Below are 22,928 nucleotides of genomic sequence, written 5' to 3' on the forward strand. Positions count from 1 at the left end.
TTCCTATAAAGAGCAGAAGGCCCATGTAGGAGTGGCTGGCGGCATTACGTTTCAGCGGCGATAAAAAACGGCACCCTAGGGTGCCGTTTTTCATTCAAGCGTCTTGCTTATTTATGCAGGTGCTCGGCCGCATGCAGGGTGTTCTCTAGCAACCCGGCGCGAGTCATTGGGCCTACGCCACCCGGAACCGGAGTGATCCAGCCAGCGCGGGGCAGGGCGGTCTCGTACACCACGTCACCAACCAGCTTGCCATCTTCCTGGCGATTGATGCCGACATCGATGACGATGGCGCCTTCCTTGACCCACTCACCCTTGACCAGCCCCGGCTTGCCGACGGCGACCACGACGATGTCGGCCTGACTGACGTGAGAGGCCAGATCCTTGGTGAAGCGGTGGGTGACGGTGACGGTGCAGCCGGCCAGCAGCAGCTCCATGGCCATCGGGCGACCGACGATATTGGAGGCGCCGACAACCACCGCGTGCAGGCCGTACAGATCGACACCGGTGCTGTGCAGCAGCGTCATGATGCCCTTGGGCGTGCAGGGGCGCAGCAGTGGCATGCGCTGGGCCAGGCGGCCGATGTTGTAGGGGTGGAAACCATCCACGTCCTTATCCGGGCGAATGCGTTCGAGCAGCAGCGAGGCGTCCAGATGCTCCGGCAACGGTAGCTGTACCAGAATGCCGTCGATGGTCGGGTCTTCATTGAGTTCGTCGATCAGCGCGAGCAGGTCGGCCTGGCTGGTTTCAGCCGGCAGATCATAGGCTCGGGAAACGAAACCGACCTCTTCGCAATCCTTGCGTTTGTGGGACACATAGACCTGGGAGGCGGGATCGGTACCAACCAGGATCACGGCCAGACCCGGTGCTCGCAGGCCTTGCTGGCGACGCTCGGCGACACGTTGGGCAATCTGCTGGCGGAGGCTGGCGGCGATTGCCTTGCCGTCGATCAGTTGTGCGGTCATTGCGCTGGGTAACCATTAATAGGGATGAAAAAAGGACGCGCATTCTCGCATGGGTGCTCACGTGGGCAAAGGCGCCTGCCGTCGTTTTCGCGTAACTCCTTTATATCGCTGAATTTTTTTGAAAATTTATGTTGACGGGTTCGGGGGGCGTCTATAACATTCGCCCCGCTTCTCAGGAACAGCCACTCGCTGGGTGAGACGGCAAAAGCTAAGCCCTTGTGGTAAGGCTGGAGTCGAAAGCTTGTAAGTCTGCTCAGGCGGATGGATAAGCGCCCGTAGCTCAGCTGGATAGAGCATCCGCCTTCTAAGCGGATGGTCGCAGGTTCGAGTCCTGCCGGGTGCGCCACTTGGCGGTCAGGCAATTTGAGTAGCAATGCAATATGGTGGGCGTAGCTCAGTTGGTAGAGCACAGGATTGTGGCTCCTGGTGTCGTGGGTTCGATTCCCATCGTCCACCCCATATTCCAGAACGCCAGGCCAAAAGCCTGGCGTTTTTGTTTTAAGCTGCAAAGCCACGCGGACGTGGTGAAATTGGTAGACACACCAGATTTAGGTTCTGGCGCCGCAAGGTGTGAGAGTTCGAGTCTCTCCGTCCGCACCATCTTACAAATCCCCCCGCATTGCCGCCTGCTTCTAGGGTGACTTCTTAATATTGACCCTCTAGAATGCTTGGCCTTGAATTCGGGGCCGGCTCGAGCCGGCTTTTGTCTGTGCAACGAGGAATATCCATGCAAGTTTCTGTTGAAAGCACTTCTGCTCTTGAGCGCCGCATGACCGTCGGCGTACCCGTCGAGCGCATCGAGACCGAAGTCAACAAGCGTCTGCAACAGACTGCCCGTCGTGCCAAGGTTCCTGGCTTCCGTCCTGGTAAAGTGCCGATGAGCGTTATCCGTCAGCGCTACGAAGACGCTGCTCGCCAAGAGGCGCTGGGTGACCTGATCCAGGCTACCTTCTACGAAGCTGTGGTCGAGCAGAAGCTGAATCCGGCTGGTGCTCCGGCCGTCGAGCCGAAGTCCTTCGAGAAAGGCAAGGATCTGGAGTACGTCGCCACTTTCGAAGTTTTCCCCGAGTTCGAAGTAACTGGTCTCGACAGCATCGCCATCGAGCGCCTGCAGGCTGAAGTGGTCGACAGCGACGTCGACAACATGCTGGATATCCTGCGCAAGCAGAATACCCGCTTCGAAGCTGTCGAGCGCGCCGCCGAAAATGGCGACCAGCTGAACATCGACTTCGTTGGTAAGATCGATGGCGAAGCCTTCGCTGGCGGTAGCGCCAAGGGTACTCAGCTGGTGCTGGGCTCCGGCCGCATGATCCCGGGCTTCGAAGACGCCCTGGTGGGTGCCAAGGCTGGCGAAGAACGCGTGATCAACCCGACCTTCCCCGAGGATTATCAGAATCTCGATCTGGCCGGTAAGACCGCCGAGTTCACCGTTACCGTGAACAGCGTTTCTGCCCCGCAACTGCCTGAGCTGAACGACGAGTTCTTCGCCCTGTTCGGTATCAAGGAAGGCGGTCTGGAAGGCTTCCGCGCCGAAGTTCGCAAGAACATGGAGCGTGAACTGCGTCAGGCCATCAAATCCAAGGTCAAGAACCAGGTAATGGACGGCCTGCTGGCTGCCAATCCGGTCGAAGTGCCGAAGGCGCTGATCGGCAACGAAGTGAACCGTCTGCGCGTGCAGGCCGTTCAGCAGTTCGGTGGCAACATCAAGCCTGATCAACTGCCGGCCGAGCTGTTCGAAGAGCAAGCCAAGCGCCGTGTCGTGCTGGGTCTGATCGTCGCCGAGGTCGTCAAGCAGTTCGAACTGAAGCCGGACGATGCTCGCGTGCGCGAGCTGATCGAAGAGATGGCTTCGGCTTACCAGGAGCCTGAGCAAGTGGTTGCCTGGTACTACAAGAACGACCAGCAGATGAACGAAGTGCGTTCGGTTGTACTGGAAGAGCAAGTTGTAGATACTGTTCTGCAGAAGGCCAACGTGACCGATAAAGCGGTTTCCTACGAAGACGCAGTCAAGCCGGCGGAAGCTCCTAAAGCCGACTGATCTGGTAGCCTCGTTCGAGCACACCACCATAAGCCAGCCTCCGTGCTGGCTTATGCGTATTTGAGACATGACAGTTAGGGAGTGAGCGCAAGACATGTCCCGCAATCCTTTTATGCAAAACATGCCTGAAATCCAGGCCGCTGGCGGCCTGGTGCCGATGGTCATCGAGCAATCCGCTCGTGGCGAGCGTGCCTACGACATCTACTCGCGCCTGCTCAAGGAGCGCGTCATCTTCCTGGTTGGCCAGGTCGAGGACTACATGGCCAACCTGATCTGCGCCCAGTTGCTGTTCCTGGAGGCAGAAAACCCGGACAAGGACATCCACCTGTACATCAACTCGCCAGGTGGCTCGGTGACTGCTGGCATGGCGATCTACGACACCATGCAGTTCATCAAGGCCGACGTATCCACCACCTGCATCGGCCAAGCCTGCAGCATGGGTGCGTTCCTGCTGGCTGGCGGCGCCAAAGGCAAGCGTTTCTGCCTGCCGAATTCGCGCGTGATGATTCACCAGCCGCTGGGTGGTTTCCAGGGTCAGGCCTCGGATATCGAGATCCATGCCAAGGAAATCCTGTTCATTCGTGAGCGCCTCAACGAGCTGCTGGCTCAGCACACCGGTCAGAGTCTGGAAACCATCGAGCGTGATACCAATCGCGATAATTTCATGAGCGCTTCGCGCGCCGTGGAATATGGTCTCGTCGATGCCGTGCACGAAAAGCGTCAAATGCCGGTCTAGATAAGGCACTGCGTGCGGGCATTGTTCATTGACGCTAGCTGCGCCCTTGAAAATGCCCGCATTTGCCTTCATCTTGTGTTTCAAGCCTACCGTATTGGATTGATCGAATGACTGATACCCGTAACGGTGAGGACAACGGCAAACTGCTTTATTGCTCCTTCTGCGGCAAAAGCCAGCATGAAGTGCGCAAGTTGATCGCCGGTCCTTCCGTCTTCATCTGCGACGAATGCGTCGACCTGTGCAACGACATCATCCGTGAGGAGGTGCAGGAAGCCCAGGCCGAGAGCAGCGCGCATAAACTCCCGGCACCCAAGGAAATCAGCGGCATCCTCGATCAGTATGTGATCGGTCAGGAGCGCGCCAAGAAGGTGCTGTCGGTGGCGGTGTACAACCACTACAAGCGTCTCAATCAGCGTGACAAGAAAGACGATGTCGAGCTGGGCAAGAGCAACATTCTGCTGATCGGTCCAACCGGTTCCGGCAAGACGTTGCTGGCGGAAACGCTGGCCCGCCTGCTCAATGTGCCGTTCACCATCGCTGATGCCACCACCCTGACCGAAGCCGGTTATGTGGGTGAGGACGTCGAGAACATCATCCAGAAGCTGCTGCAGAAGTGCGATTACGATGTCGAGAAGGCCCAGATGGGCATTGTCTACATCGACGAAATCGACAAGATTTCGCGCAAATCCGACAACCCGTCTATCACTCGCGACGTATCGGGCGAGGGCGTGCAGCAGGCATTGCTCAAGTTGATCGAGGGCACGGTGGCCTCGGTTCCGCCGCAAGGCGGGCGCAAGCATCCGCAGCAGGAGTTCCTGCAGGTCGACACGCGCAACATCCTGTTCATTTGCGGCGGCGCGTTTGCCGGCCTGGAGAAAGTCATTCAGGCGCGCTCTACCAAGGGCGGCATCGGTTTCGGTGCGGAAGTGCGTAGCAAGCAGGAAGGCAAGAAGATCGGCGAGTCGCTGCGTGAGGTCGAGCCGGATGACCTGGTCAAGTTCGGCCTGATTCCCGAGTTCGTCGGGCGTCTGCCGGTGATCGCAACGCTGGAAGAGCTGGACGAGGCTGCCCTGGTGCAGATTCTCACCGAGCCGAAGAATGCGCTGACCAAGCAGTACGCCAAGCTGTTCGAGATGGAGGGTGTGGATCTGGAGTTCCGCTCCGACGCACTGAAGTCCGTGGCGCAGAAGGCGCTGGAGCGCAAGACCGGCGCACGTGGTCTGCGTTCGATTCTCGAAGGCATTTTGTTGGACACCATGTACGAGATTCCGTCCCAGCAAGACGTGAGCAAGGTGGTGATCGACGAAAGTGTCATCGAAGGTTCCTCCAAGCCGCTGCTGATCTACGAGAACAGTGAGCCTCAGGCCAAGGCCGCGCCAGACGCCTGATGGCTGTCACACGTTGCAAAGAAGGGGCCCTTTGGGCCCCTTCGCTTTTCTGGACATTGCGCTTGTTTTTTACGGGAGCTACCCCCATCTTAAAAGCCAAGGGTAATCCCGCCTGTTTACGGCCTCATGGCCGCTGCTGAGCCGAAATCATGAAGACAACCATCGAATTGCCTCTCCTGCCATTGCGCGATGTAGTGGTCTATCCGCACATGGTCATCCCGCTTTTCGTCGGGCGCGAGAAATCCATCGAAGCCCTGGAGGCAGCGATGACGGGCGACAAGCAGATTCTGCTGGTGGCCCAGAAAAACCCGGCAGTGGACGATCCGAGCGATCAGGATCTTTACCACGTGGGTACCGTTGCCACCGTGCTGCAACTGCTGAAGCTGCCCGATGGCACGGTCAAGGTTCTGGTCGAGGGTGAGCAGCGCGGTGCCATCGAGCGCATCTTCGAGACCGAAGAACACTGCCGTGCAGAGGTGCAACTGATCGAAGAGGGTGAAACGGCCGAGCGTGAGTCGGAGGTCTTCACCCGCAGCCTGCTCAGTCAGTTCGAGCAGTACGTGCAGTTGGGCAAGAAGGTACCGGCCGAAGTGCTGTCCTCGCTCAACAGCATCGATGAGCCCAGCCGCCTGGTCGATACCATGGCCGCGCACATGGCGCTGAAGATCGAGCAGAAGCAGGAAATTCTCGAAATCACCTCGCTTTCCGCCCGCGTCGAGCACGTGTTGGCGCTGCTGGATGCCGAGATCGACTTGCTGCAGGTCGAGAAGCGTATCCGTGGCCGGGTGAAGAAGCAGATGGAGCGCAGCCAGCGCGAGTACTACCTGAATGAGCAGATGAAGGCTATTCAGAAAGAGCTCGGCGACATTGACGAAGGGCACAACGAGCTCGACGAGCTGCGCAAGCGCATCGATAACGCAGGTTTGTCCAAGGAGGCGTTGACCAAGGCCAATGCTGAGCTGAACAAGCTCAAGCAGATGTCGCCGATGTCCGCTGAGGCCACCGTTGTGCGTTCCTACATCGATTGGCTGGTGAACGTGCCGTGGAAGGCCGAGAGCAAGGTGCGCCTCGACCTGGCGCGCGCCGAGAGCATTCTCGATGCCGATCATTACGGCCTGGAAGAGGTCAAGGAGCGCATCCTCGAGTATCTCGCCGTGCAGAAGCGGGTGAAGAAGCTCAAGGGGCCGGTGCTGTGCCTGGTAGGCCCGCCCGGCGTAGGCAAGACCTCGCTGGCCGAGTCCATCGCCACTGCCACCAACCGCAAGTTCGTGCGTATGGCGCTGGGCGGCGTGCGTGACGAGGCCGAGATCCGTGGGCATCGTCGTACCTATATCGGCTCGATGCCGGGGCGTTTGATTCAGAAGATGACCAAGGTCGGTGTGCGCAACCCGCTGTTCCTCCTCGATGAAATCGACAAGATGGGGCAGGACATGCGTGGCGACCCTGCCTCTGCGCTGCTGGAGGTGCTCGATCCAGAGCAGAACCACAATTTCAACGATCACTACCTCGAGGTCGATTACGACCTGTCGGATGTGATGTTCCTCTGCACCGCCAACTCGATGAACATCCCTGGCCCCTTGCTGGATCGGATGGAGATCATCCGTCTGCCGGGCTACACCGAGGACGAGAAGGTCAATATCGCCATCAAGTACCTGGCGCCCAAGCAGATCAAGGCCAACGGCCTGAAGAAGGGCGAGCTGGAGTTCGACGAGGCGGCGATTCGCGACATCATCCGCTATTACACCCGCGAGGCAGGTGTGCGCAGCCTGGAGCGGCAGATCGCCAAGGTCTGCCGCAAGGCGGTCAAGGAACACATCGGCGAGAAGCGGTTCCAGGTGGCCGTGAGCGCTGACTCGCTCGAGCATTTTCTGGGTGTGCGCAAGCACCGTTATGGCCTTGCCGAGCAGCAGGATCAGATCGGTCAGGTGACCGGGCTTGCCTGGACTCAGGTGGGCGGCGAGTTGCTGACCATCGAGACCGCAGTGGTGCCCGGCAAGGGTGTGTTGATCAAGACCGGTTCTCTGGGGGATGTGATGGCCGAGTCCATGACTGCCGCCATGACCGTGGTGCGCAGTCGCGCCAAGAGTCTGGGGATCCCGGCTGATTTCAACGAGAAGCGCGACGTTCACATCCATATGCCGGAAGGTGCCACGCCCAAGGATGGGCCGAGCGCAGGCATCGGTTTGTGCACCGCTCTGGTTTCTGCGCTGACGCAGATTCCCGTGCGCGCCGATGTGGCAATGACTGGCGAGATCACCCTGCGTGGTCAAGTACTGGCCATTGGCGGGCTCAAGGAGAAACTTCTGGCTGCTCACAGAGGGGGGATCAAAACTGTGATCATTCCCGAAGAAAATGTGCGCGACCTGAAGGAAATTCCGGAAAATATTAAGCAAGACCTGCAGATTAAACCGGTTAAATGGATTGACGAGGTCCTGCAAATTGCGCTGCAATACGCGCCGGAGCCCTTGCCCGATGCGGCTCCCGAGATGGTTGCAACGGATGACAAACGCGAGTCTGATTCCAAGGAGCGAATCAGCACGCATTAGCCAGATGGCTTCCTTGACACAATTTTTGAGCCCTTGATATAAAGCGGCTCTTATTGTGTCAGCAGGCCATCCAGCGCCCGCTTTGCTTACACTAAAAATCAAGAAACAAACTAAACAGAAATAAGGGGACTTAGAGTGAACAAGTCGGAACTGATCGATGCTATCGCTGCATCTGCTGATATCCCGAAAGCTGTTGCTGGCCGCGCGCTGGATGCAGTGATTGAATCCGTCACTGGCGCTCTGAAGGCTGGTGATTCCGTTGTACTGGTTGGTTTCGGTACCTTCGCTGTCAAAGAGCGTGCTGCTCGCACCGGCCGTAACCCGCAGACCGGCAAGCCGATCAACATCGCTGCTGCCAAGATCCCGGGCTTCAAAGCTGGCAAGGCTCTGAAAGACGCCGTCAACTAAGCGTCTTCCGGGTTTGCCTCGCCATCGCGCTATTGGTTCGATGGTCGCCGGGAGGAGTAGGGAGCGAGTCGTCACCGACACTTCTGCACTGACCTGCCGGCACGTTACGAGAAGGCGCATCCACGGATGCGCCTTTCTTCTATCTGGACATTACCCACACTGCGCGACTGGTGACTCTGTACGGTCGTTCTGGGGGAAGCATGCTGCAAAACATCAGGGACAATTCACGCGGTTGGATTGCCAAAACCATTATCGGCCTCATCGTGATGCTGATGGCCTTTACCGGTTTCGAAGCCATCGTCACGGGCACCAGCAACCGCAACAACGCGGCCAAGGTCAATGGTGACACCATCACGCTCAACGAGTTGGGCCAGGCAGTCGAGATGCAGCGTCGTCAACTGCTGCAGCAACTGGGGCGTGACTTCGATGCCTCGTTGCTCGACGAGAAACTGCTGCGTGAGGCTTCGCTCAAGGGCCTTATCGATCGCAAGCTTTTGCTGCAAGGTGCTCGTGATGCCGGGTTCGCCTTCTCGCAGCCTGCGTTGGATCAGGTCATCCTGAAGACGCCCGAGTTCCAGACCGAAGGGCGCTTCGATCCTGCGCGTTTCGATCAGGTTATCCGCCAGATGGGCTACACGCGTCTGCAGTTCCGTCAGATGCTTGAAGAGGAAATGCTGATTGGTCAGTTGCGTGCAGGCCTGGGTGCCAGCAGTTTCGTGACCGAAGATCAGGCGCGCGCCTTCGCCAGCCTGGAGCGTCAGACGCGTGACTTCGCCAGCATCGTGATCAAGGCTGATAGCGCAGCGACGAAGGTTTCTGACGAAGACGTGAAGTCCTACTACGACGAACATGCCGCCGAGTTCATGAGCCCTGAGCAAGTCGTGCTCGAGTATGTCCAGTTGGACAAGGACAGCCTTTTCGACTCCGTCGATGTGACCGACGAAGAGCTGCAGCCGCTGTATCAGAGCGAGATTGCCAATCTTTCCGAGCAGCGTCAGGCCGCACACATCCTCATCGAGGGCGATGATGACGCGGCGAAGAAGAAGATCGAGGAAATCAAGGCGCGCATCGATGCCGGTGAAGACTTTGCGGCATTGGCCAAGGAGTTTTCTCAGGATCCAGGCTCTGCTGCCAACGGTGGCGACCTCGGTTATGCCGGGCAGGGGGTCTACGATCCGGCGTTCGAGGAAGCCCTGTATGCGCTCAAGCCCGATCAGGTTTCCCAGCCCGTTCACACCGCGTTCGGCTGGCACTTGATCAAGCTGCTCGGTGTTCAGGGCGCAGAAGTGCCTAGCTTCGACAGCCTCAAGGAAAAGCTGGCGCGTGATTACAAGGCGCAGCAGGTCGAGCAGCGTTTCGTAGAGCTGAGCAAGCAGCTCGAGGATGCCGCGTTCGAGGCGTCTGATCTGGCTCAGCCGGCTCAGGAGCTGGGGCTGAAGGTTCAGGTGACCGAGCCCTTCGGTCGTGAAGGTGGCGCCAGCGGCATCACCGCCAACCGTCAGGTACTGCAGGCGGCGTTCAGCCCCGAGGTTCTGGAAGACGGCAACAACAGCTCGACCATCGAACTCGACCCGAGCACCGTGGTTGTCATTCGTGCCAAACAGCACCTCAAGCCCGAGCAGTTGCCTCTGGAGCAGGTGGCCGAAAGCATTCGTGGCCATCTGCAGCAAGAGCGCGCCAGTGCTGCAGCCAAGGCAGAGGGTGAGCGCTTGCTCGCGGCTGCCAAGGCCGGCGAGAACCCGCGCAAGGATTGGGCGGTGCAGGAAGCGGTCACTCGCAGTCAGGAGGGCGTCGAGCCCAAGGTACTGCAGGCCCTGTTCCGCATGCCCAAGCCGGAGTCCAAGGATGCACCGTCCTTCGCAGGTGTCGTGCTGAACAATGGTGACTATGTGGTGCTGCGTCTGGATGGCGTCAGCGTGCCGGAAGCCGCGTTGAGTGAGCAGGAGTTGGGGATGTATCGCAACTTCCTGGCATCGCGCGAAGGCCAGCAGGACTTTGCGGCTTACCGTAAGCAGCTGGAAGCCAAGGCCGACATCGATCGCTTCTGATTGGAGGCGGCACCTTTCGAGGTGCCGCACCGAACGGCAAGCAATAAAAAACCCGCACCAGGTGCGGGTTTTTTATTGGCTCGGGAAAATTACTCTTCCATCGGGCCCATCGCGGTGGTGTTGAAGCCGCCGTCGACGTACATGATTTCACCGCTGATGCCCGAAGCCAGGTCGGAGCAGAGGAAGGCACCGGCGTTGCCGACTTCTTCGATGGTGACGTTGCGGCGCAGCGGAGTCTGGCGCTCGTTGGCGGCCAGCATCTTGCGGAAGCTGGCGATGCCGCTGGCGGCCAGGGTACGGATCGGGCCGGCGGAGATGGCGTTGACGCGGGTGCCTTCCGGGCCGAGGCTGCCGGCCAGGTAGCGCACGCCGGCTTCCAGGCTGGCCTTGGCCATGCCCATGACGTTGTAGTTGGGCATGGTGCGCTCGGCACCCAGGTAGGAGAGGGTGAGCAGGCTGCCGTTGCGGCCTTTCATCATCTCGCGACCAGCCTTGGCCAGGGCGACGAAGCTATAAGCGCTGATGTCGTGAGCGATCTTGAAGCCTTCGCGGGTGGTGACGTCGGTGAAGTCGCCGTTGAGCTGGTCACCCGGGGCGAAACCGACCGAGTGGACGATGCAGTCCAGGCCGTCCCACTTCTTGCTCAGTGCGTCGAACACGGCGGCGATTTCCTCGTCGCTGGCCACATCGCAGGGGAAGCACAGGTCGGCGCTGGAGCCCCAGCCTGCAGCGAACTCTTCGACGCGGCCCTTGAGCTTCTCGTTCTGGTAGGTGAAAGCCAGCTCGGCACCTTCGCGGTGCATGGCGGCGGCGATACCCGAGGCGATGGACAGTTTGCTGGCGACGCCAACGATGAGTACGCGCTTACCGGTTAGAAAACCCATTGTGCTATTCCTCTTCCTGTTTCAAGGATCAGTGAGCCGTTGTTGGAGCCATGAAGGCGGCTTCCAGCAACTGCTGCGTATAAGGGTGTTGCGGTGACTTGAAGATCGCGTCCGCCGAGCCTTGTTCGACCACCTTGCCCTGCTTGACCACCATCAACTGGTGACTCAGTGCTCTGACTACCGCCAGGTCGTGGCTGATAAACAGATAGGTCAGGTTGTACTTGGCCTGCAAGCCGCGCAACAGTTCCACCACCTGACGCTGAACCGTTCGGTCGAGCGCCGAAGTGGGCTCGTCCAGCAGGATCAGCGCCGGTTTCAACACCAGTGCCCGAGCAATGGCAATCCGCTGCCGTTGCCCGCCTGAAAACTCATGGGGGTAGCGGTGCCGCGTCTGCGGATCCAGCCCTACCTCCAGAAGTGCGTCGATGATCGCCTGTTCCTGTTCCGCATCGGTACCGATGCCATGGATGCGCAGGCCTTCGCCGACGATCTGAGCCACCGACATGCGTGGGCTGAGACTGCCGAACGGATCCTGAAACACCACCTGCATCTGCCGCCGCAGAGGGCGAACCTCTTTCTGCGAAAGCCCCCGCAGCGACTGGCCCTGGAAACGGATATCGCCCTGACTGCCGAGCAGCCTGAGGATCGCCATGCCCAGTGTGGACTTGCCGGAACCACTTTCACCGACGATACCCAGGGTCTGACCCTGGGGCAGGGTGAAGTTGATGCCGTCCACGGCTTTCACATGATCCACGGTCTTGCGCAGCAGGCCCTTCTTGATCGGGAACCAGACGCGCAGATCGTCGACCGCCAGCATGGTATCGCCTGCAGGGTTGGCCGCAGGTTCGCCGCTGGGTTCGGCACCGAGCAATTCCTGGGTATAGGGATGCTGCGGTGCCTGGAACAATTGTTCACACGACGCCTGTTCGACGATGCGACCGCGCTGCATGACACATACGCGATGCGCAATTCTGCGTACCAGGTTGAGATCGTGGCTGATCAGCAGCAATGACATGCCCAGACGCGCCTGCAGATCCTTGAGCAACTCGAGGATTTTCAGCTGCACGGTGACGTCCAGTGCGGTAGTTGGCTCGTCCGCGATCAGCAGTTGCGGTTCGTTGGCCAGCGCCATGGCGATCATCACCCGCTGACGTTGGCCGCCGGAAAGTTCATGCGGATAGGCTTTGAGGCGCTTCTTTGGTTCTGGGATGCCGACCAGTTCCAGCAGTTCCAGCGTGCGCGCACTGGCCGCCTTGCCGCGCAGCCCTTTGTGCAGGGCGAGCACCTCGTTGATCTGCTTCTCGATGCTGTGCAGCGGGTTGAGCGAGGTCATCGGCTCCTGGAAGACCATGGCGATACGGTTGCCACGGATGCCGCGCAGGCGGCCCTCGCCGAGCTTGAGCAGATTCTCGCCGGCATAATCGATGCTGCCGACTGGATGTCGGGCGAGCGGGTAGGGCAGCAGTCGCAGGATGGAATGTGCGGTGACCGACTTGCCCGAGCCGCTTTCGCCGACCAGGGCCAGGGTTTCCCCCTTGCGGATGTCGAAGCTGACGTTTTCCACGACGCGCTGGACGTGATCGCCGGTAACGAATTCGACGGCCAGGTCGCGTACCTGCAGCAGGATTTCAGCTTGGCTCATGTCATTTCCTCGGGTCGAAGGCATCGCGGGCGGCTTCGCCGATGAACACCAGCAGGCTCAGCATGATCGCCAGTACGGCGAAGGCGCTGATGCCCAGCCAGGGCGCCTGCAGGTTGCTCTTGCCCTGGGCGACCAGCTCACCGAGCGACGGTGCGCCGGGTGGCAGGCCGAAGCCGAGGAAGTCCAGAGCGGTCAGGGTGCCGATGGCGCCGGTGAGGATGAAGGGCATGAAGGTCATGGTCGAGACCATGGCATTGGGCAGGATATGGCGGAACATGATGGCGCCGTTGTTCATGCCCAGGGCGCGGGCGGCGCGCACGTACTCCAGGTTGCGACCACGCAGGAACTCGGCACGCACCACATCGACCAGGCTCATCCAGGAGAACAGCAGCATGATGCCCAGCAGCCACCAGAAGTTTGGCTGCACGAAGCTGGCGAGGATGATCAGCAGGTAGAGCACCGGCAGGCCTGACCAGATTTCCAGGAAGCGCTGGCCGATCAGGTCGACCCAGCCGCCGTAGAAGCCTTGCAGGGCGCCGGCGATCACGCCGATCACCGAGCTGGCCAGGGTCAGGGTCAGTGCGAACAGCACGGAAATGCGAAACCCGTAGATGACCCGGGCCAGTACATCGCGGCCCTGATCGTCGGTGCCCAGCCAGTTCTGCGCCGAGGGCGGTGCCGGCGCAGGCACTGCCAGGTCGTAGTTGATGCTCGAATAGCTGAACGGGATCGGCGGCCAGATCATCTTGCCGTCCTTTGCCGCGATCAGATCCTGGATGTAGGGGCTCTTGTAGTTGGCCTGCAGCGGAAACTCGCCACCGAACACGGTTTCCGGATAGCGTTTGAGCACCGGGAAATACCACTGCCCGTCGTAACGCACCGCCAGGGGCTTGTCGTTGGCGATCAGTTCAGCGCCGAGGCTCAGGCCAAAGAGGATGAGGAACAGCCATAGCGACCACCAGCCGCGTTTGTGGGCCTTGAAGCGGGCGAAGCGACGTTGGTTGAGCGGAGACAGTTTCATGCTCAACCCTCCCGGCTTTCGAAGTCGATACGTGGATCGACCAGGGTGTAGGTGATGTCGCCGATCAGTTTCACGACCAGTCCCAGCAAGGTGAAGATGAACAGGGTGCCGAACACCACGGGGTAGTCGCGGTTGATCGCTGCCTCGAAACTCATCAGGCCCAGGCCGTCGAGGGAGAAGATCACTTCTATCAGCAGGGAGCCGGTAAAGAAGATGCCAATGAAGGCAGATGGGAAGCCGGCGATGATCAGCAGCATGGCATTACGGAACACGTGCCCGTAGAGCACGCGCCGATTGTTCAGGCCCTTGGCGCGGGCGGTGGTCACGTATTGCTTGCCGATCTCGTCGAGGAAGCTGTTCTTGGTCAGCAGGGTGAGGGTGGCGAAGTTGCCGATGACCAGCGCCGTGACTGGCAGCACCAGGTGCCATAGATAGTCGAGAACCTTGCCGCCGAGGCTCAGGTCATCGAAGTTGTTCGAGGTCAGACCGCGTAGCGGGAACCAGTCCCAATAGCTGCCGCCGGCGAACAGCACGATGAGCAGGATGGCGAAGAGAAAGGCGGGGATGGCGTAGCCGATGATGATGGCCGAACTGGTCCAGACGTCGAAGGCGCTGCCGTGGCGGGTCGCCTTGGCGATGCCCAGCGGGATCGACACCAGGTACATGATCAGGGTGCTCCACAGGCCCAGCGAGATGGACACCGGCATCTTCTCGATGATCAGGTCGAGTACCTTGGCATCACGGAAGAAGCTGGAGCCGAAATCCAGGTGCAGGTAGTTGTTGAGCATGATCCAGAAGCGTTCCGGTGCCGGCTTGTCGAAGCCGTACATCTTCTCGATTTCCTCGATCAACTTCGGATCCAGGCCTTGCGCGCCACGGTAGTTGGAGCCAGCTACCGAAACCTCGGCGCCGCCGCCGGCAATGCGGCTGGTGGCGCCGTCGAAGCCCTCGAGTTTGGCGATCATCTGCTCGACCGGGCCGCCGGGAGCTGCCTGGATGATGATGAAGTTGATCAGCAGGATGCCGAATAGGGTCGGGATGATCAGCAGCAGGCGGCGAAAGATATAGGCCAGCATCTTATTGCGTCGCCTCCGCGCTCGCCGGTTCTGCGGGAAGATCCTTGCGTACCCACCAGGTGTGCACGCCGATGTCGTAGAGCGGCGTCACCTTCGGATGCTCGAAACGGTTCCAGTAGGCGACGCGCCAGGTCTTGATGTGCCAGTTGGGGATCACGTAATAGCCCCACAGCAAGGTGCGATCCAGTGCGCGGGTATGGTCGATCAGGCTTTGCCGTGAGTCGGCGTTGATCAGGCCTTCGACCAACTGGTCGATGGCTGGATCCTTGAGGCCGATGTAGTTGCGGCTTCCCGGGTTGTCCGCGCTGGAGGAGTGCCAGTATTCGCGTTGTTCATTGCCGGGCGAGTTCGATTGGCCGAAACCGCCGACGATCATGTCGTAGTCGCGAGAGCGCAGACGGTTGATGTACTGCGAAACGTCAACGCGGCGGATGACCATATCGATACCCAAATCCGCCAGGTTGCGCTTGAAGGGGAGCAGTATGCGCTCGAACTCGGTTTGGGCCAGGAGGAACTCGAAGCTTACCGGTTGGCCGTTGGCGTCGAGCATGCGGTCGCCGTCGACGCGCCAGCCGGCCTGCTGCAGCAACTGGTAGGCGCGGCGTTGTTGCTCGCGGATGATGCCGCTGCCATCGGTGACCGGTACACGAAACTCTTCGCTAAAGACCTCGGCGGGGATCTTGCCACGCAGCGGTTCGAGGATGCTCTGCTCGGCTTCGTTCGGCAGGCCGCTGGAGGCCAGCTCGGAATTGTCGAAGTAGCTGCGTGTGCGCGTGTAGGCGCCGTTGAACAGGCGCTTGTTGGCCCATTCGAAGTCGAACAGCAGGCCCAGGGCTTCGCGTACCCGACGATCCTGGAACACCGGTTTGCGGATGTTGAAGATGAAACCCTGCATGCCTGTGGGGTTGTGGTTCTGAATTTCTTCCTTGATCAACTGGCCATTGGCAACCGCTGGCGTGCTGTAGGCGGTCGCCCAGTTCTTCGCGCTGATTTCCAGCCAGTAGTCGAACTGGCCGGCTTTCAGGGCTTCCAGGGCAACGGTGTTGTCGCGGTAGTAGTCGATCTGAATGCTGTCGAAGTTGTAGAAGCCGCGGCTGACTGCGAGATCCCTGGCCCACCAGTCCGGGACGCGTTCGTAGCGAATGCTGCGCCCGGCTTGAACCTCGCCGACCTGATAGGGGCCGCTGCCCAGGGGGGCGTCCAGGTTGCCTTTGCTGAACTCGCGCTTGAAGGGCAGCACGCGCAATTGGCGCAGTGCTTCGAGCAGCGAATCGTCGGCGCTGCTGCGCAGTTTCAGGCGCAGGCTGTGGGCGTCTTCTTCGTCGAGGGCCGTGATCGCCGCCAGAGGGGATTTGTCCTGGCTGGCTTTTTCGATGGCGACCTGCAGGTTGCGGCGCAGGGTGTCCAGATCGAGTCTTTTGCCGCCTTCGAGGCGTGGTTCGTCCTGCAGACGCACGATCACGGCGTGGCCTTCGTCCTCGGCTTTGATCGCGGCACTGATGCGCTCGTCGCCAAGCAGTGGCTGCTGCTCGGCCTGGCTGTCATCGAGGGCATTCCACCAGTGCGCGGGCAGAACCGGCAGTTGCCCGAGGATCAGCGGTAGCTCGCGGTTACCGGCGTGCTTGAAGACGAAGCGCACGCTGTGTGGCGACTCCACTTCGACCCGTTCGACGTCGGCATAGTAGCCCCGGTACATCGGCGTGCCTTTCTTCATCAGCGTGTCGAAGCTGAACTTCACATCGTCCGCGGTGATGGGGGTGCCATCGTGGAAGCGAGCGATCTTGCGCAGGTGGAACCGCACCCAGGCGTTGTCCGGCGCCTTCTCGATCTTTTCTGCGATCAGGCCGTAAGCAGTGAAGGGCTCATCCATGCTCTGCACGGTGAGTGTGTCGTAGATCAGGCCGACATCGTCCGCTGGCACGCCCTTGTTGATGAAGGGGTTGAGGCTGTCGAAACCGCCAAAGCCGGCCTGGCGGAAGGTGCCGCCCTTGGGCGCATCGGGGTTGGCATAGGCGAAATGTTGGAAGTTGGCCGGATACTTGGGGGCTTCGTCGTACAGCGTGACCGCATGCTGGGGCGCGGCGAAGGTCAGGCTGGACAGACCGAGCAGGATGAGGCTGCTGCCATGAAGCAGCCAACTGCGCAGCGGGTTTGTCATCGGGCGTTCTCCGAGGGCTTCAGCCACCAGGTGCGCAGGCCCAGGGTATAGGGCGGCGTGGTGACGAAGGCGAACCGGTTGCGGTACGCCAGGCGGTGATAATTGATGTACCAGTTGGGGATGCTGTAGTACTGCCAGAGCAGCACTCGATCCAGTGCGCGGGTGGCTGCGATCTGTTCGTCACGGGTCTTGGCGGACATCAGGCGATCGATCATCTCGTCCACCACCGGGTCGTTGACGCCGGCGTAGTTCTTGCCGCCACGAACGCCAACCTGGCTGGAGTGAAAATACAGCCGTTGCTCCAGGCCCGGGCTCAGGGTCTGGGGCAGAGTCAGCAGGATCATGTCGTAGTCGTACTGGTCGAGGCGCTGCTTGTATTGCGCGCGGTCGACGGTGCGCAGATTGGCGTTGATGCCAATGCTCGCCAGGTTGGCGGTATAGGGCTGAAGAATGCGTTCGAGGCTCGGGTTGACCAGCATGATTTCGAATTCGAGGCGTTCGCCGCGGGCGTTGCGCAGCTCCTGGCCGACGGGCTTCCAGCCGGCTTCGGCCAATAGACCGAGAGCCCGCCGCAGGGTTTCGCGGGGGATGCCGCGGCCATCGGTTACCGGTTGATCCGGAGCCTGGGTAAACAGCTTGGCAGGTAGCTTGTCCCGATGGGGCGAGAGCAACAGCCACTCGGCGCCCTCCGGTTTGCCCGTCGCGGAAAACTCGCTATTGGGGAAGTAACTGGCCGCGCGGACGTAGGAATTATTGAACAGCGTGCGGTTGGTCCATTCGAAGTCGAACATCAATCCCAGGGCCTCACGCACACGCCGGTCGCTGAACAGGGCGCGGCGCGTGTTCATGAACAGCGCCTGGGTCTGCGTTGGAATTTGATGCGGTATCTCGGCGCGGATCACCTCACCCCGTGTCACGGCCGGGAAGCGATAGCCGTTGGCCCAGTTCTTCGCCTGGTTTTCGATGTAGAAGTCGAATTCGCCAGCCTTGAACGCCTCGAAGGCGACGTTGCTATCGCGATAGAACTCCACTTCGACGCGATCGAAATTGTACTTGCCGCGATTGACGGGCAAATCCTTGCCCCACCAGTCCTTCACCCGTTCGAACACCAAGCGTCGCCCGGGGACGACCTGCACGATGCGATAGGGCCCACTGCCCAGGGGCGGCTCGAAGGTGGTGGCGCGAAAATCGCGGCCTTTCCAGTAATGCTGGGGCAACACGGGCATTTCACCCAGGCGCAGGATCAGCAGCGGGTTGTCGGCGCGCTTGAAGACAAAGCGGATGCGGTGACGGTTGAGGATGTCGACGCGCTTCACTTCCTGCAGGTTGGTGCGGTACTGCGGATGTCCTTCGTTACGCAACAGGCGGTAGGAGAAGGCGACGTCGTAGGCCGTGATGGGTTTGCCATCATGGAAGCGGGCTTCGGGGCGCAGATTGAACACCACCCAACTGCGATCTTCGCTGTACTCGACGCTCTTGGCGATCAGGCCATAGCTCGATGCCGGCTCGTCACCGGATGGGTCGTAGGCGCCTGTGCCGACCATCAGCGGTTCGTTCAGCTCGTTGGCGCCGTACTGCAGGAAATGCGCAGTGGATATGGGGCTGCTGCCTTTGAGGGTGTAGGGGTTGAGCGTATCGAAGGTGCCCGATGCCATGACGCGCAGCGTGCCGCCCTTGGGGGCGTCAGGGTTGACCCAGTCGAAGTGACTGAAGCTGGCCGGATACTTCAGCGTTCCGAACTGCGCATAGCCGTGGCTTTCGCTGATGGCCGCAGAGGCGGTAACGCTAAAGACCAGGCAGAGGAACAGTAGGGAGAGAAAACGCATCGGCGGTGAAATCCGATCCTTGGCTGCTGTGGGGCTTATATGGCCGGGTACAGTAACAGCTTGTCCGTACAGGAAAAAGAGCGGTGCTTGCAACGCCGGGTGGCTCGGCACCCGGTTGCAACCTGCGGCGCACGATAGCGGCACTTTGGCATACACTGACGAAAACGATGAGGATGCAAACTTGGTCGAACGCAGTCATGGTGTGCAGTCATGGATCGACCGTCTGAGCCAGGCCGAATTGCCCGCACTGACCTCCGTCGTGCGAGATCTGCAGCACCTCTCACAGCGCTCTGACGCGTCTGTGCAGCAACTGGCCGACATTCTGTTGCGTGATGCGACCCTGACCTCCAAGGTGCTGCGCGTCGCCAACAGCGTCTATTACAACCCTTCGCAAGAAAGCATCCGCACCATCTCGCGGGCGATCGTGTTGATCGGCTTCGATAACGTGCGCCTGATCAGCCTGTCGGTCAGTCTGATCGATGGCCTGTTGATACAGGCCCCGCGTCAGCAGCTATTGGAGTTGCTGGCGCGCTCGTTCCATGCCGCTGTCCAGGCGCGCAACCTGGGCGGCTATGTACTCGGCAATCATGCCGAAGAGGTATTCATCGCGGCGCTGCTCCATCACCTCGGCGAACTGGCGTTCTGGAGTTGCGGTGGCGCTCAGGTCGATGAACTGACGGCGGCGCTGGAAGTGCCTGGCGTGGATGAGGACGAGGCGGTGCGCGGCGTGCTGGGCACCAGCTTTCGGCAACTGACTCAGGGGCTGGCCAAGAGCTGGGGGCTGGGTGAGCTGGTCAGCCTCGCGCATGCCGGCTCTTCGCATGCCGATCCCGCACTCAGGGCCGTGCAACTGGGCGTTCGCATCAGCGAAGCAGCGTTGCAGGGCTGGGGATCGTCGGAGATGGAGGCCGTGTTGGGCAGGGTTGCGCCCTTCATCGGCCTCAACGCCGAAGAGGCGTTGCAGCAGGTGCTTGCCAGCGCCGAGGAAGCGGTCAAGGTGGCCTCGACCTTTGGTGCCGGAAAGCTCTGCCGGCTGATCCCCAGCACCGACCCCGAGCAGATTGTCGGTCAGCAGCAGGCACGCAAGGCCAGCCTGCTGCAGCCAGATCTGCTGGTGATGCAGCAGGCCCTGCAGGATCTGGGCTTGATGGCCAATCAGCGTGGCAATGTAGACCTCATCCTCGATACCCTGCTCAAGGGTTTGCACCGCGGCGCGGGGCTGGAGCGGGTGATGCTGGCTGTGCTGGCCGACGAGCAGCGTTGTTTCAAGGTCAAGCGAGTGCTGGGTGAACAGAGCGAACAGTGGTTGAGGGAATTCGTACTGCCGGCCGTGCAGGTCGAGCAGCCGCATATCTTCAGTTATGCGCTGCGCCATCGTGAGGCGATCTGGATGGGCGTGCCGGCGACCTACAGCCTCAATGAACTGGTGACGCTGCCCATTCGCCAGAGTCTGGGTACTGGAATGTTCTTCATCGCGCCGCTGATGGCGGGCAATCGAGAAGTCGGTGTGCTTTACGCTGATTGCCGCGTATCGGGCCGCGCGCTACGGCATGAACAGTTCGTCGCGTTTCAGCGCTTCACCTTGCTGGCGGGGCGCTGCCTGGGGGCATTGAGCAAGCGCTGACGCCAGCCGAGCTATGGAAGGTAAAGCGTCAGCATCTGGCCTGGTTGCAGGGCGTGGCTCTCCAGGCTGTTCCAGGTCTGCAGCGTCTTGGTGTCGATATTGAAGCGCTTGGCGATGACATAGAGCGAGTCGCCTTTCTTCACCCGGTAGTAGGTGGCCTTGTCACGGCTATCGCGAGAAGAGGTGCGAACGGGCGCGTTGCTAGCCAGCGCGGGCTCGGATTCCATGCGCAGGGTCTGCCCGACCGTGAGCTGGTGATTCTGCAGCTTGTTCCAGCGTTGCAGTTCCTGCACCGACACCTGGTGGGCGCGGGCGATCTGCCAGAGGTTGTCGCCGTTTTTCACCTGATAGGTGCGAACGGCGCTGCCGCTTCTGCCGGGAGCAGCCTGGGCGATCATGCGCTGGTGTAGCGGCTCGCTGGGCGGGTCGCCCGGTTTGGTCGGGATGGTCAGCTCCTGGCCGATGCTGAGTCGGTTGCCGCTGAGCTGATTGACTTCGCGCAGCATGCTCACGCTCAGGTGGTAGCGGTTGGCAATGCTGTTCAGGCTGTCGCCGCTGCGTACCTGATAGGTTTGCCAGTCGACCAGATCCTGAGGTTTCATCATCGCCAGGCTGGCATTGAGCATTTCCGCCTTTTCGGTGGGCACCAACAGGTGCTGCGGGCCATCGAGCGTGACGCCACGCTTGTAGGCCGGGTTCAGTTGCAACAGCTCGCTCTCGTCGAGATTCGCCATCTGCGCCAGGCGCGACAGATCCATGTGTTGCTTGATGGCGATCTGTTCGAAGTAGGGTTCGTTGGCAATGGGCGCCAGAGTGACGCCATACGCCTCAGGGGTCATGATCACCTGGGATAACGCCAGCAACTTGGGTACGTATTCCTCGGTTTCCTTGGGCAGCGAGAGGTTCCAGTAATCGCTGGGCAAACCGAGCTTCTCGTTGCGCTCTATGGCACGGCTGACGCGACCTTCGCCTGCGTTGTAGGCCGCCAGGGCAAGCAGCCAGTCGCCGTTGAACATCTCGTGCAGGCGGCTCAGGTAATCGAGTGCGGCCCGTGTGGAGGCGGTGACGTCGCGCCGGCCGTCGTACCAGTTGGTCTGGCGCAGGTTGTAGTTGCGACCGGTGGAGGGGATGAATTGCCAAAGACCAACGGCCTGGGCAGGAGAGTAGGCCTGCGGGTCGTAGGCGCTCTCGATGACTGGCAGTAGCGCCAGCTCCATTGGCATGTCGCGTTCGGCCAGGCGTTCGACGATGTAATGAATGTAGGGAGCGGCCCGTTCGCTGACAGTGTCGACATGACGCGGATTGCTGGCGAACCAGAGGCGCTGTCGCTCGATGCGCGGGTTGGTGCCGATTTCATCCTGCAGCTTGTAGCCGTCGCGCAGGCGCTCCCAGATATCTGCGTATTCGCGAGCGCGGGCGTCGGTATTGAGCCATTCTGGCTCTCGCTCGAGCCCTACCGCGCGCTGCGGGCCGACGCTGTCGTCGGTGGCGGAGGGCGACAGGCTCTGACAGCCGGCCAGGGTTACGCAGCAGAGCAGCGCGGACAACCGTGCACTCTGCGTCAATGCCTTAAGATTCAATGGCTTGCGCGTAGGTAAAGGCATTGGGTGAGAGGTTTTCCCCGGGAAAAAGTTCGGGCGATTCTAGGAAGCGAACCGGGGGTGGTCAAGTTTTCACCAGGCTTTTGTGACCTGTTTCCCTCTGGCTGGCCCGGCCAGAAGGGCGCGGGCCGCGGTTCGGCTACTGCCGTCTACCGGCCGTCAGAAGCGATCCTTCCAGGCCCGCAAGCTGGCGAATACGTCCTGTGCATCGTCGTACCGCGTGCCATCGTTGCGCTCGGCGCTGGCGACCACTTCGGGCTCCGCCGTGCGCAGGAAGGGGTTACTGGCTTTCTCCAGTGCGATGGTCGAAGGCAGGCTGATGCGGCCTGTTTCGCGCCATGCGCTGACCTGTTGCAGGCGCGCCTCGACCTGCGGGTTGCCGGGCTCTACGGCGTGGGCGAAACGCAGGTTGCTCAGGGTGTATTCGTGGGTGCAATACACCTGAGTTGCTTCGGGCAGTGCAGCCAGGCGCTGTAGCGAGGCATGCATCTGTTGCGGCGTGCCTTCGAACAAGCGGCCACAGCCGGCAGCGAATAACGTATCGCCACAGAACAGCAAGCCCTGCTCGGCCTGGTAATAGGCAATATGACCCAGGGTGTGGCCGGGAACCGCGATGACCTGGAAATCCAGTCCGAGCACCTTGATGGTTTCGTCACCGGCGAGGCCGATGTCCCGCTCGGGAATCTTTTCCGTGGCCGGGCCGTACACTCGCGCCCCGGTAAGCTGCTTGAGTTCGGCGACACCACCGACATGGTCGAAGTGGTGGTGGGTGACGAGGATATCGCTCAACTGCCAGCCGGGGTGTGCCTGCAGCCAGGCCAGAACCGGCGCGGCGTCGCCCGGGTCGACCACCGCGCAGCGGCGGCTATCGGCATCCTGGAGTAGCCAGAGGTAGTTGTCGTTGAAGGCGGGCAGGGCATCTGTCTGGATCATCGTGGGTCGCTAAGCCGGCAATAAAGGTGCATCTTAT

General features: G+C 60.6%; 15 protein-coding genes, 3 tRNA genes and 2 pseudogenes. 10 read left to right on the forward strand and 10 right to left on the reverse strand.

Annotation, left to right across the window (positions count from 1 at the left end; translation table 11 throughout):
* Positions 1-107 precede the first annotated feature (107 nt).
* On the reverse strand, positions 108-962 hold the full coding sequence (gene folD, locus VC352_RS00840) for a bifunctional methylenetetrahydrofolate dehydrogenase/methenyltetrahydrofolate cyclohydrolase FolD (RefSeq protein ID WP_322977692.1): 855 nt from the start codon (positions 960-962) through the stop codon (positions 108-110).
* A 269-nt stretch (positions 963-1,231) separates the two neighbouring features.
* Here folD and VC352_RS00845 point away from each other — a divergent pair.
* From VC352_RS00845 to VC352_RS00885, 9 genes are all read left to right on the forward strand, one after another.
* Positions 1,232-1,308 (forward strand) — tRNA-Arg (locus tag VC352_RS00845).
* 37 nt (positions 1,309-1,345) lie between these two features.
* Positions 1,346-1,421: transfer RNA gene (locus VC352_RS00850), tRNA-His, on the forward strand.
* Positions 1,422-1,477: 56 nt separating this feature from the next.
* A tRNA-Leu gene (locus VC352_RS00855) sits at positions 1,478-1,562 on the forward strand.
* A 127-nt stretch (positions 1,563-1,689) separates the two neighbouring features.
* Positions 1,690-3,000, forward strand: a complete 1,311-nt coding sequence (tig, locus tag VC352_RS00860; protein ID WP_322977693.1) for a trigger factor — start codon at positions 1,690-1,692, stop codon at positions 2,998-3,000.
* A 94-nt stretch (positions 3,001-3,094) separates the two neighbouring features.
* A complete protein-coding gene (clpP, locus tag VC352_RS00865; protein WP_024308001.1) occupies positions 3,095-3,736 on the forward strand; it encodes an ATP-dependent Clp endopeptidase proteolytic subunit ClpP in 642 nt (213 codons plus the stop codon).
* Between the two features lie 107 nt (positions 3,737-3,843).
* The gene (gene clpX, locus VC352_RS00870) at positions 3,844-5,124 is read left to right on the forward strand and encodes an ATP-dependent Clp protease ATP-binding subunit ClpX (protein WP_159971142.1); all 1,281 of its coding nucleotides are present in this window, start codon (positions 3,844-3,846) and stop codon (positions 5,122-5,124) included.
* A 149-nt stretch (positions 5,125-5,273) separates the two neighbouring features.
* Positions 5,274-7,670, forward strand: coding sequence for an endopeptidase La (lon, locus tag VC352_RS00875; protein ID WP_322977694.1), 2,397 nt, complete (start codon positions 5,274-5,276; stop codon positions 7,668-7,670).
* 135 nt (positions 7,671-7,805) lie between these two features.
* Positions 7,806-8,078: a nucleoid-associated protein HU-beta gene (hupB, locus tag VC352_RS00880; RefSeq protein WP_003282502.1), complete on the forward strand. Its 273-nt coding sequence runs from the start codon at positions 7,806-7,808 to the stop codon at positions 8,076-8,078.
* 200 nt (positions 8,079-8,278) lie between these two features.
* Positions 8,279-10,126: a SurA N-terminal domain-containing protein gene (locus VC352_RS00885; protein WP_322977695.1), complete on the forward strand. Its 1,848-nt coding sequence runs from the start codon at positions 8,279-8,281 to the stop codon at positions 10,124-10,126.
* 89 nt (positions 10,127-10,215) lie between these two features.
* Here the strand turns inward: VC352_RS00885 and fabI are convergent, their stop codons facing one another.
* The 7 genes and pseudogenes from fabI to VC352_RS00920 form a co-directional block, all read right to left on the reverse strand.
* The gene (gene fabI / locus VC352_RS00890; RefSeq protein ID WP_322977696.1) at positions 10,216-11,010 is read right to left on the reverse strand and encodes an enoyl-ACP reductase FabI; all 795 of its coding nucleotides are present in this window, start codon (positions 11,008-11,010) and stop codon (positions 10,216-10,218) included.
* A gap of 28 nt (positions 11,011-11,038) precedes the next feature.
* Positions 11,039-12,652: an ABC transporter ATP-binding protein gene (locus VC352_RS00895; protein ID WP_322977697.1), complete on the reverse strand. Its 1,614-nt coding sequence runs from the start codon at positions 12,650-12,652 to the stop codon at positions 11,039-11,041.
* 1 nt (position 12,653) lies between these two features.
* Positions 12,654-13,673, reverse strand: a complete 1,020-nt coding sequence (locus VC352_RS00900) for an ABC transporter permease (protein ID WP_322977698.1) — start codon at positions 13,671-13,673, stop codon at positions 12,654-12,656.
* Positions 13,674-13,675: 2 nt separating this feature from the next.
* On the reverse strand, positions 13,676-14,749 hold the full coding sequence (locus tag VC352_RS00905; protein WP_322977699.1) for a microcin C ABC transporter permease YejB: 1,074 nt from the start codon (positions 14,747-14,749) through the stop codon (positions 13,676-13,678).
* Between the two features lies 1 nt (position 14,750).
* Positions 14,751-16,004: pseudogene (locus VC352_RS00910) on the reverse strand (extracellular solute-binding protein); the annotation flags it as partial.
* 255 nt (positions 16,005-16,259) lie between these two features.
* Positions 16,260-16,907: pseudogene (locus VC352_RS00915) on the reverse strand (ABC transporter substrate-binding protein); the annotation flags it as partial.
* Positions 16,904-18,733: an extracellular solute-binding protein gene (locus tag VC352_RS00920; RefSeq protein WP_322977700.1), complete on the reverse strand. Its 1,830-nt coding sequence runs from the start codon at positions 18,731-18,733 to the stop codon at positions 16,904-16,906. The pseudogene VC352_RS00915 and the gene VC352_RS00920, both read right to left, overlap by 4 nt.
* Positions 18,734-18,914: 181 nt before the next feature.
* Here VC352_RS00920 and VC352_RS00925 point away from each other — a divergent pair, with 181 nt between their 5' ends.
* Positions 18,915-20,357 (forward strand): HDOD domain-containing protein, encoded by a 1,443-nt coding sequence (locus tag VC352_RS00925; RefSeq protein ID WP_322977701.1) that lies wholly within the window; start codon positions 18,915-18,917, stop codon positions 20,355-20,357.
* Between the two features lie 11 nt (positions 20,358-20,368).
* Here VC352_RS00925 and VC352_RS00930 read toward each other — a convergent pair whose 3' ends face one another.
* On the reverse strand, positions 20,369-21,961 hold the full coding sequence (locus VC352_RS00930) for a lytic transglycosylase domain-containing protein (RefSeq protein WP_322977702.1): 1,593 nt from the start codon (positions 21,959-21,961) through the stop codon (positions 20,369-20,371).
* Between the two features lie 156 nt (positions 21,962-22,117).
* Positions 22,118-22,891, reverse strand: a complete 774-nt coding sequence (gene gloB / locus VC352_RS00935; RefSeq protein ID WP_322977703.1) for a hydroxyacylglutathione hydrolase — start codon at positions 22,889-22,891, stop codon at positions 22,118-22,120.
* Between the last annotated feature and the right edge of the window lie 37 nt (positions 22,892-22,928).

This window comes from Pseudomonas sp. C11, from assembly GCF_034683865.1.
Taxonomy (GTDB): domain Bacteria; phylum Pseudomonadota; class Gammaproteobacteria; order Pseudomonadales; family Pseudomonadaceae; genus Aquipseudomonas.

What these genes read in the sequence shown, in the direction of transcription:
- folD (WP_322977692.1), bottom strand. Translation starts at nt 962, where the DNA reads ATGACCGCACAACTGATCGACGGCAAGGCAATCGCCGCCAGCCTCCGC.
- tig (WP_322977693.1), top strand. Translation starts at nt 1,690, where the DNA reads ATGCAAGTTTCTGTTGAAAGCACTTCTGCTCTTGAGCGCCGCATGACC.
- clpP (WP_024308001.1), top strand. Translation starts at nt 3,095, where the DNA reads ATGTCCCGCAATCCTTTTATGCAAAACATGCCTGAAATCCAGGCCGCT.
- clpX (WP_159971142.1), top strand. Translation starts at nt 3,844, where the DNA reads ATGACTGATACCCGTAACGGTGAGGACAACGGCAAACTGCTTTATTGC.
- lon (WP_322977694.1), top strand. Translation starts at nt 5,274, where the DNA reads ATGAAGACAACCATCGAATTGCCTCTCCTGCCATTGCGCGATGTAGTG.
- VC352_RS00885 (WP_322977695.1), top strand. Translation starts at nt 8,279, where the DNA reads ATGCTGCAAAACATCAGGGACAATTCACGCGGTTGGATTGCCAAAACC.
- fabI (WP_322977696.1), bottom strand. Translation starts at nt 11,010, where the DNA reads ATGGGTTTTCTAACCGGTAAGCGCGTACTCATCGTTGGCGTCGCCAGC.
- VC352_RS00895 (WP_322977697.1), bottom strand. Translation starts at nt 12,652, where the DNA reads ATGAGCCAAGCTGAAATCCTGCTGCAGGTACGCGACCTGGCCGTCGAA.
- VC352_RS00900 (WP_322977698.1), bottom strand. Translation starts at nt 13,673, where the DNA reads ATGAAACTGTCTCCGCTCAACCAACGTCGCTTCGCCCGCTTCAAGGCC.
- VC352_RS00905 (WP_322977699.1), bottom strand. Translation starts at nt 14,749, where the DNA reads ATGCTGGCCTATATCTTTCGCCGCCTGCTGCTGATCATCCCGACCCTA.
- VC352_RS00920 (WP_322977700.1), bottom strand. Translation starts at nt 18,733, where the DNA reads ATGCGTTTTCTCTCCCTACTGTTCCTCTGCCTGGTCTTTAGCGTTACC.
- VC352_RS00930 (WP_322977702.1), bottom strand. Translation starts at nt 21,961, where the DNA reads ATGCCTTTACCTACGCGCAAGCCATTGAATCTTAAGGCATTGACGCAG.
- gloB (WP_322977703.1), bottom strand. Translation starts at nt 22,891, where the DNA reads ATGATCCAGACAGATGCCCTGCCCGCCTTCAACGACAACTACCTCTGG.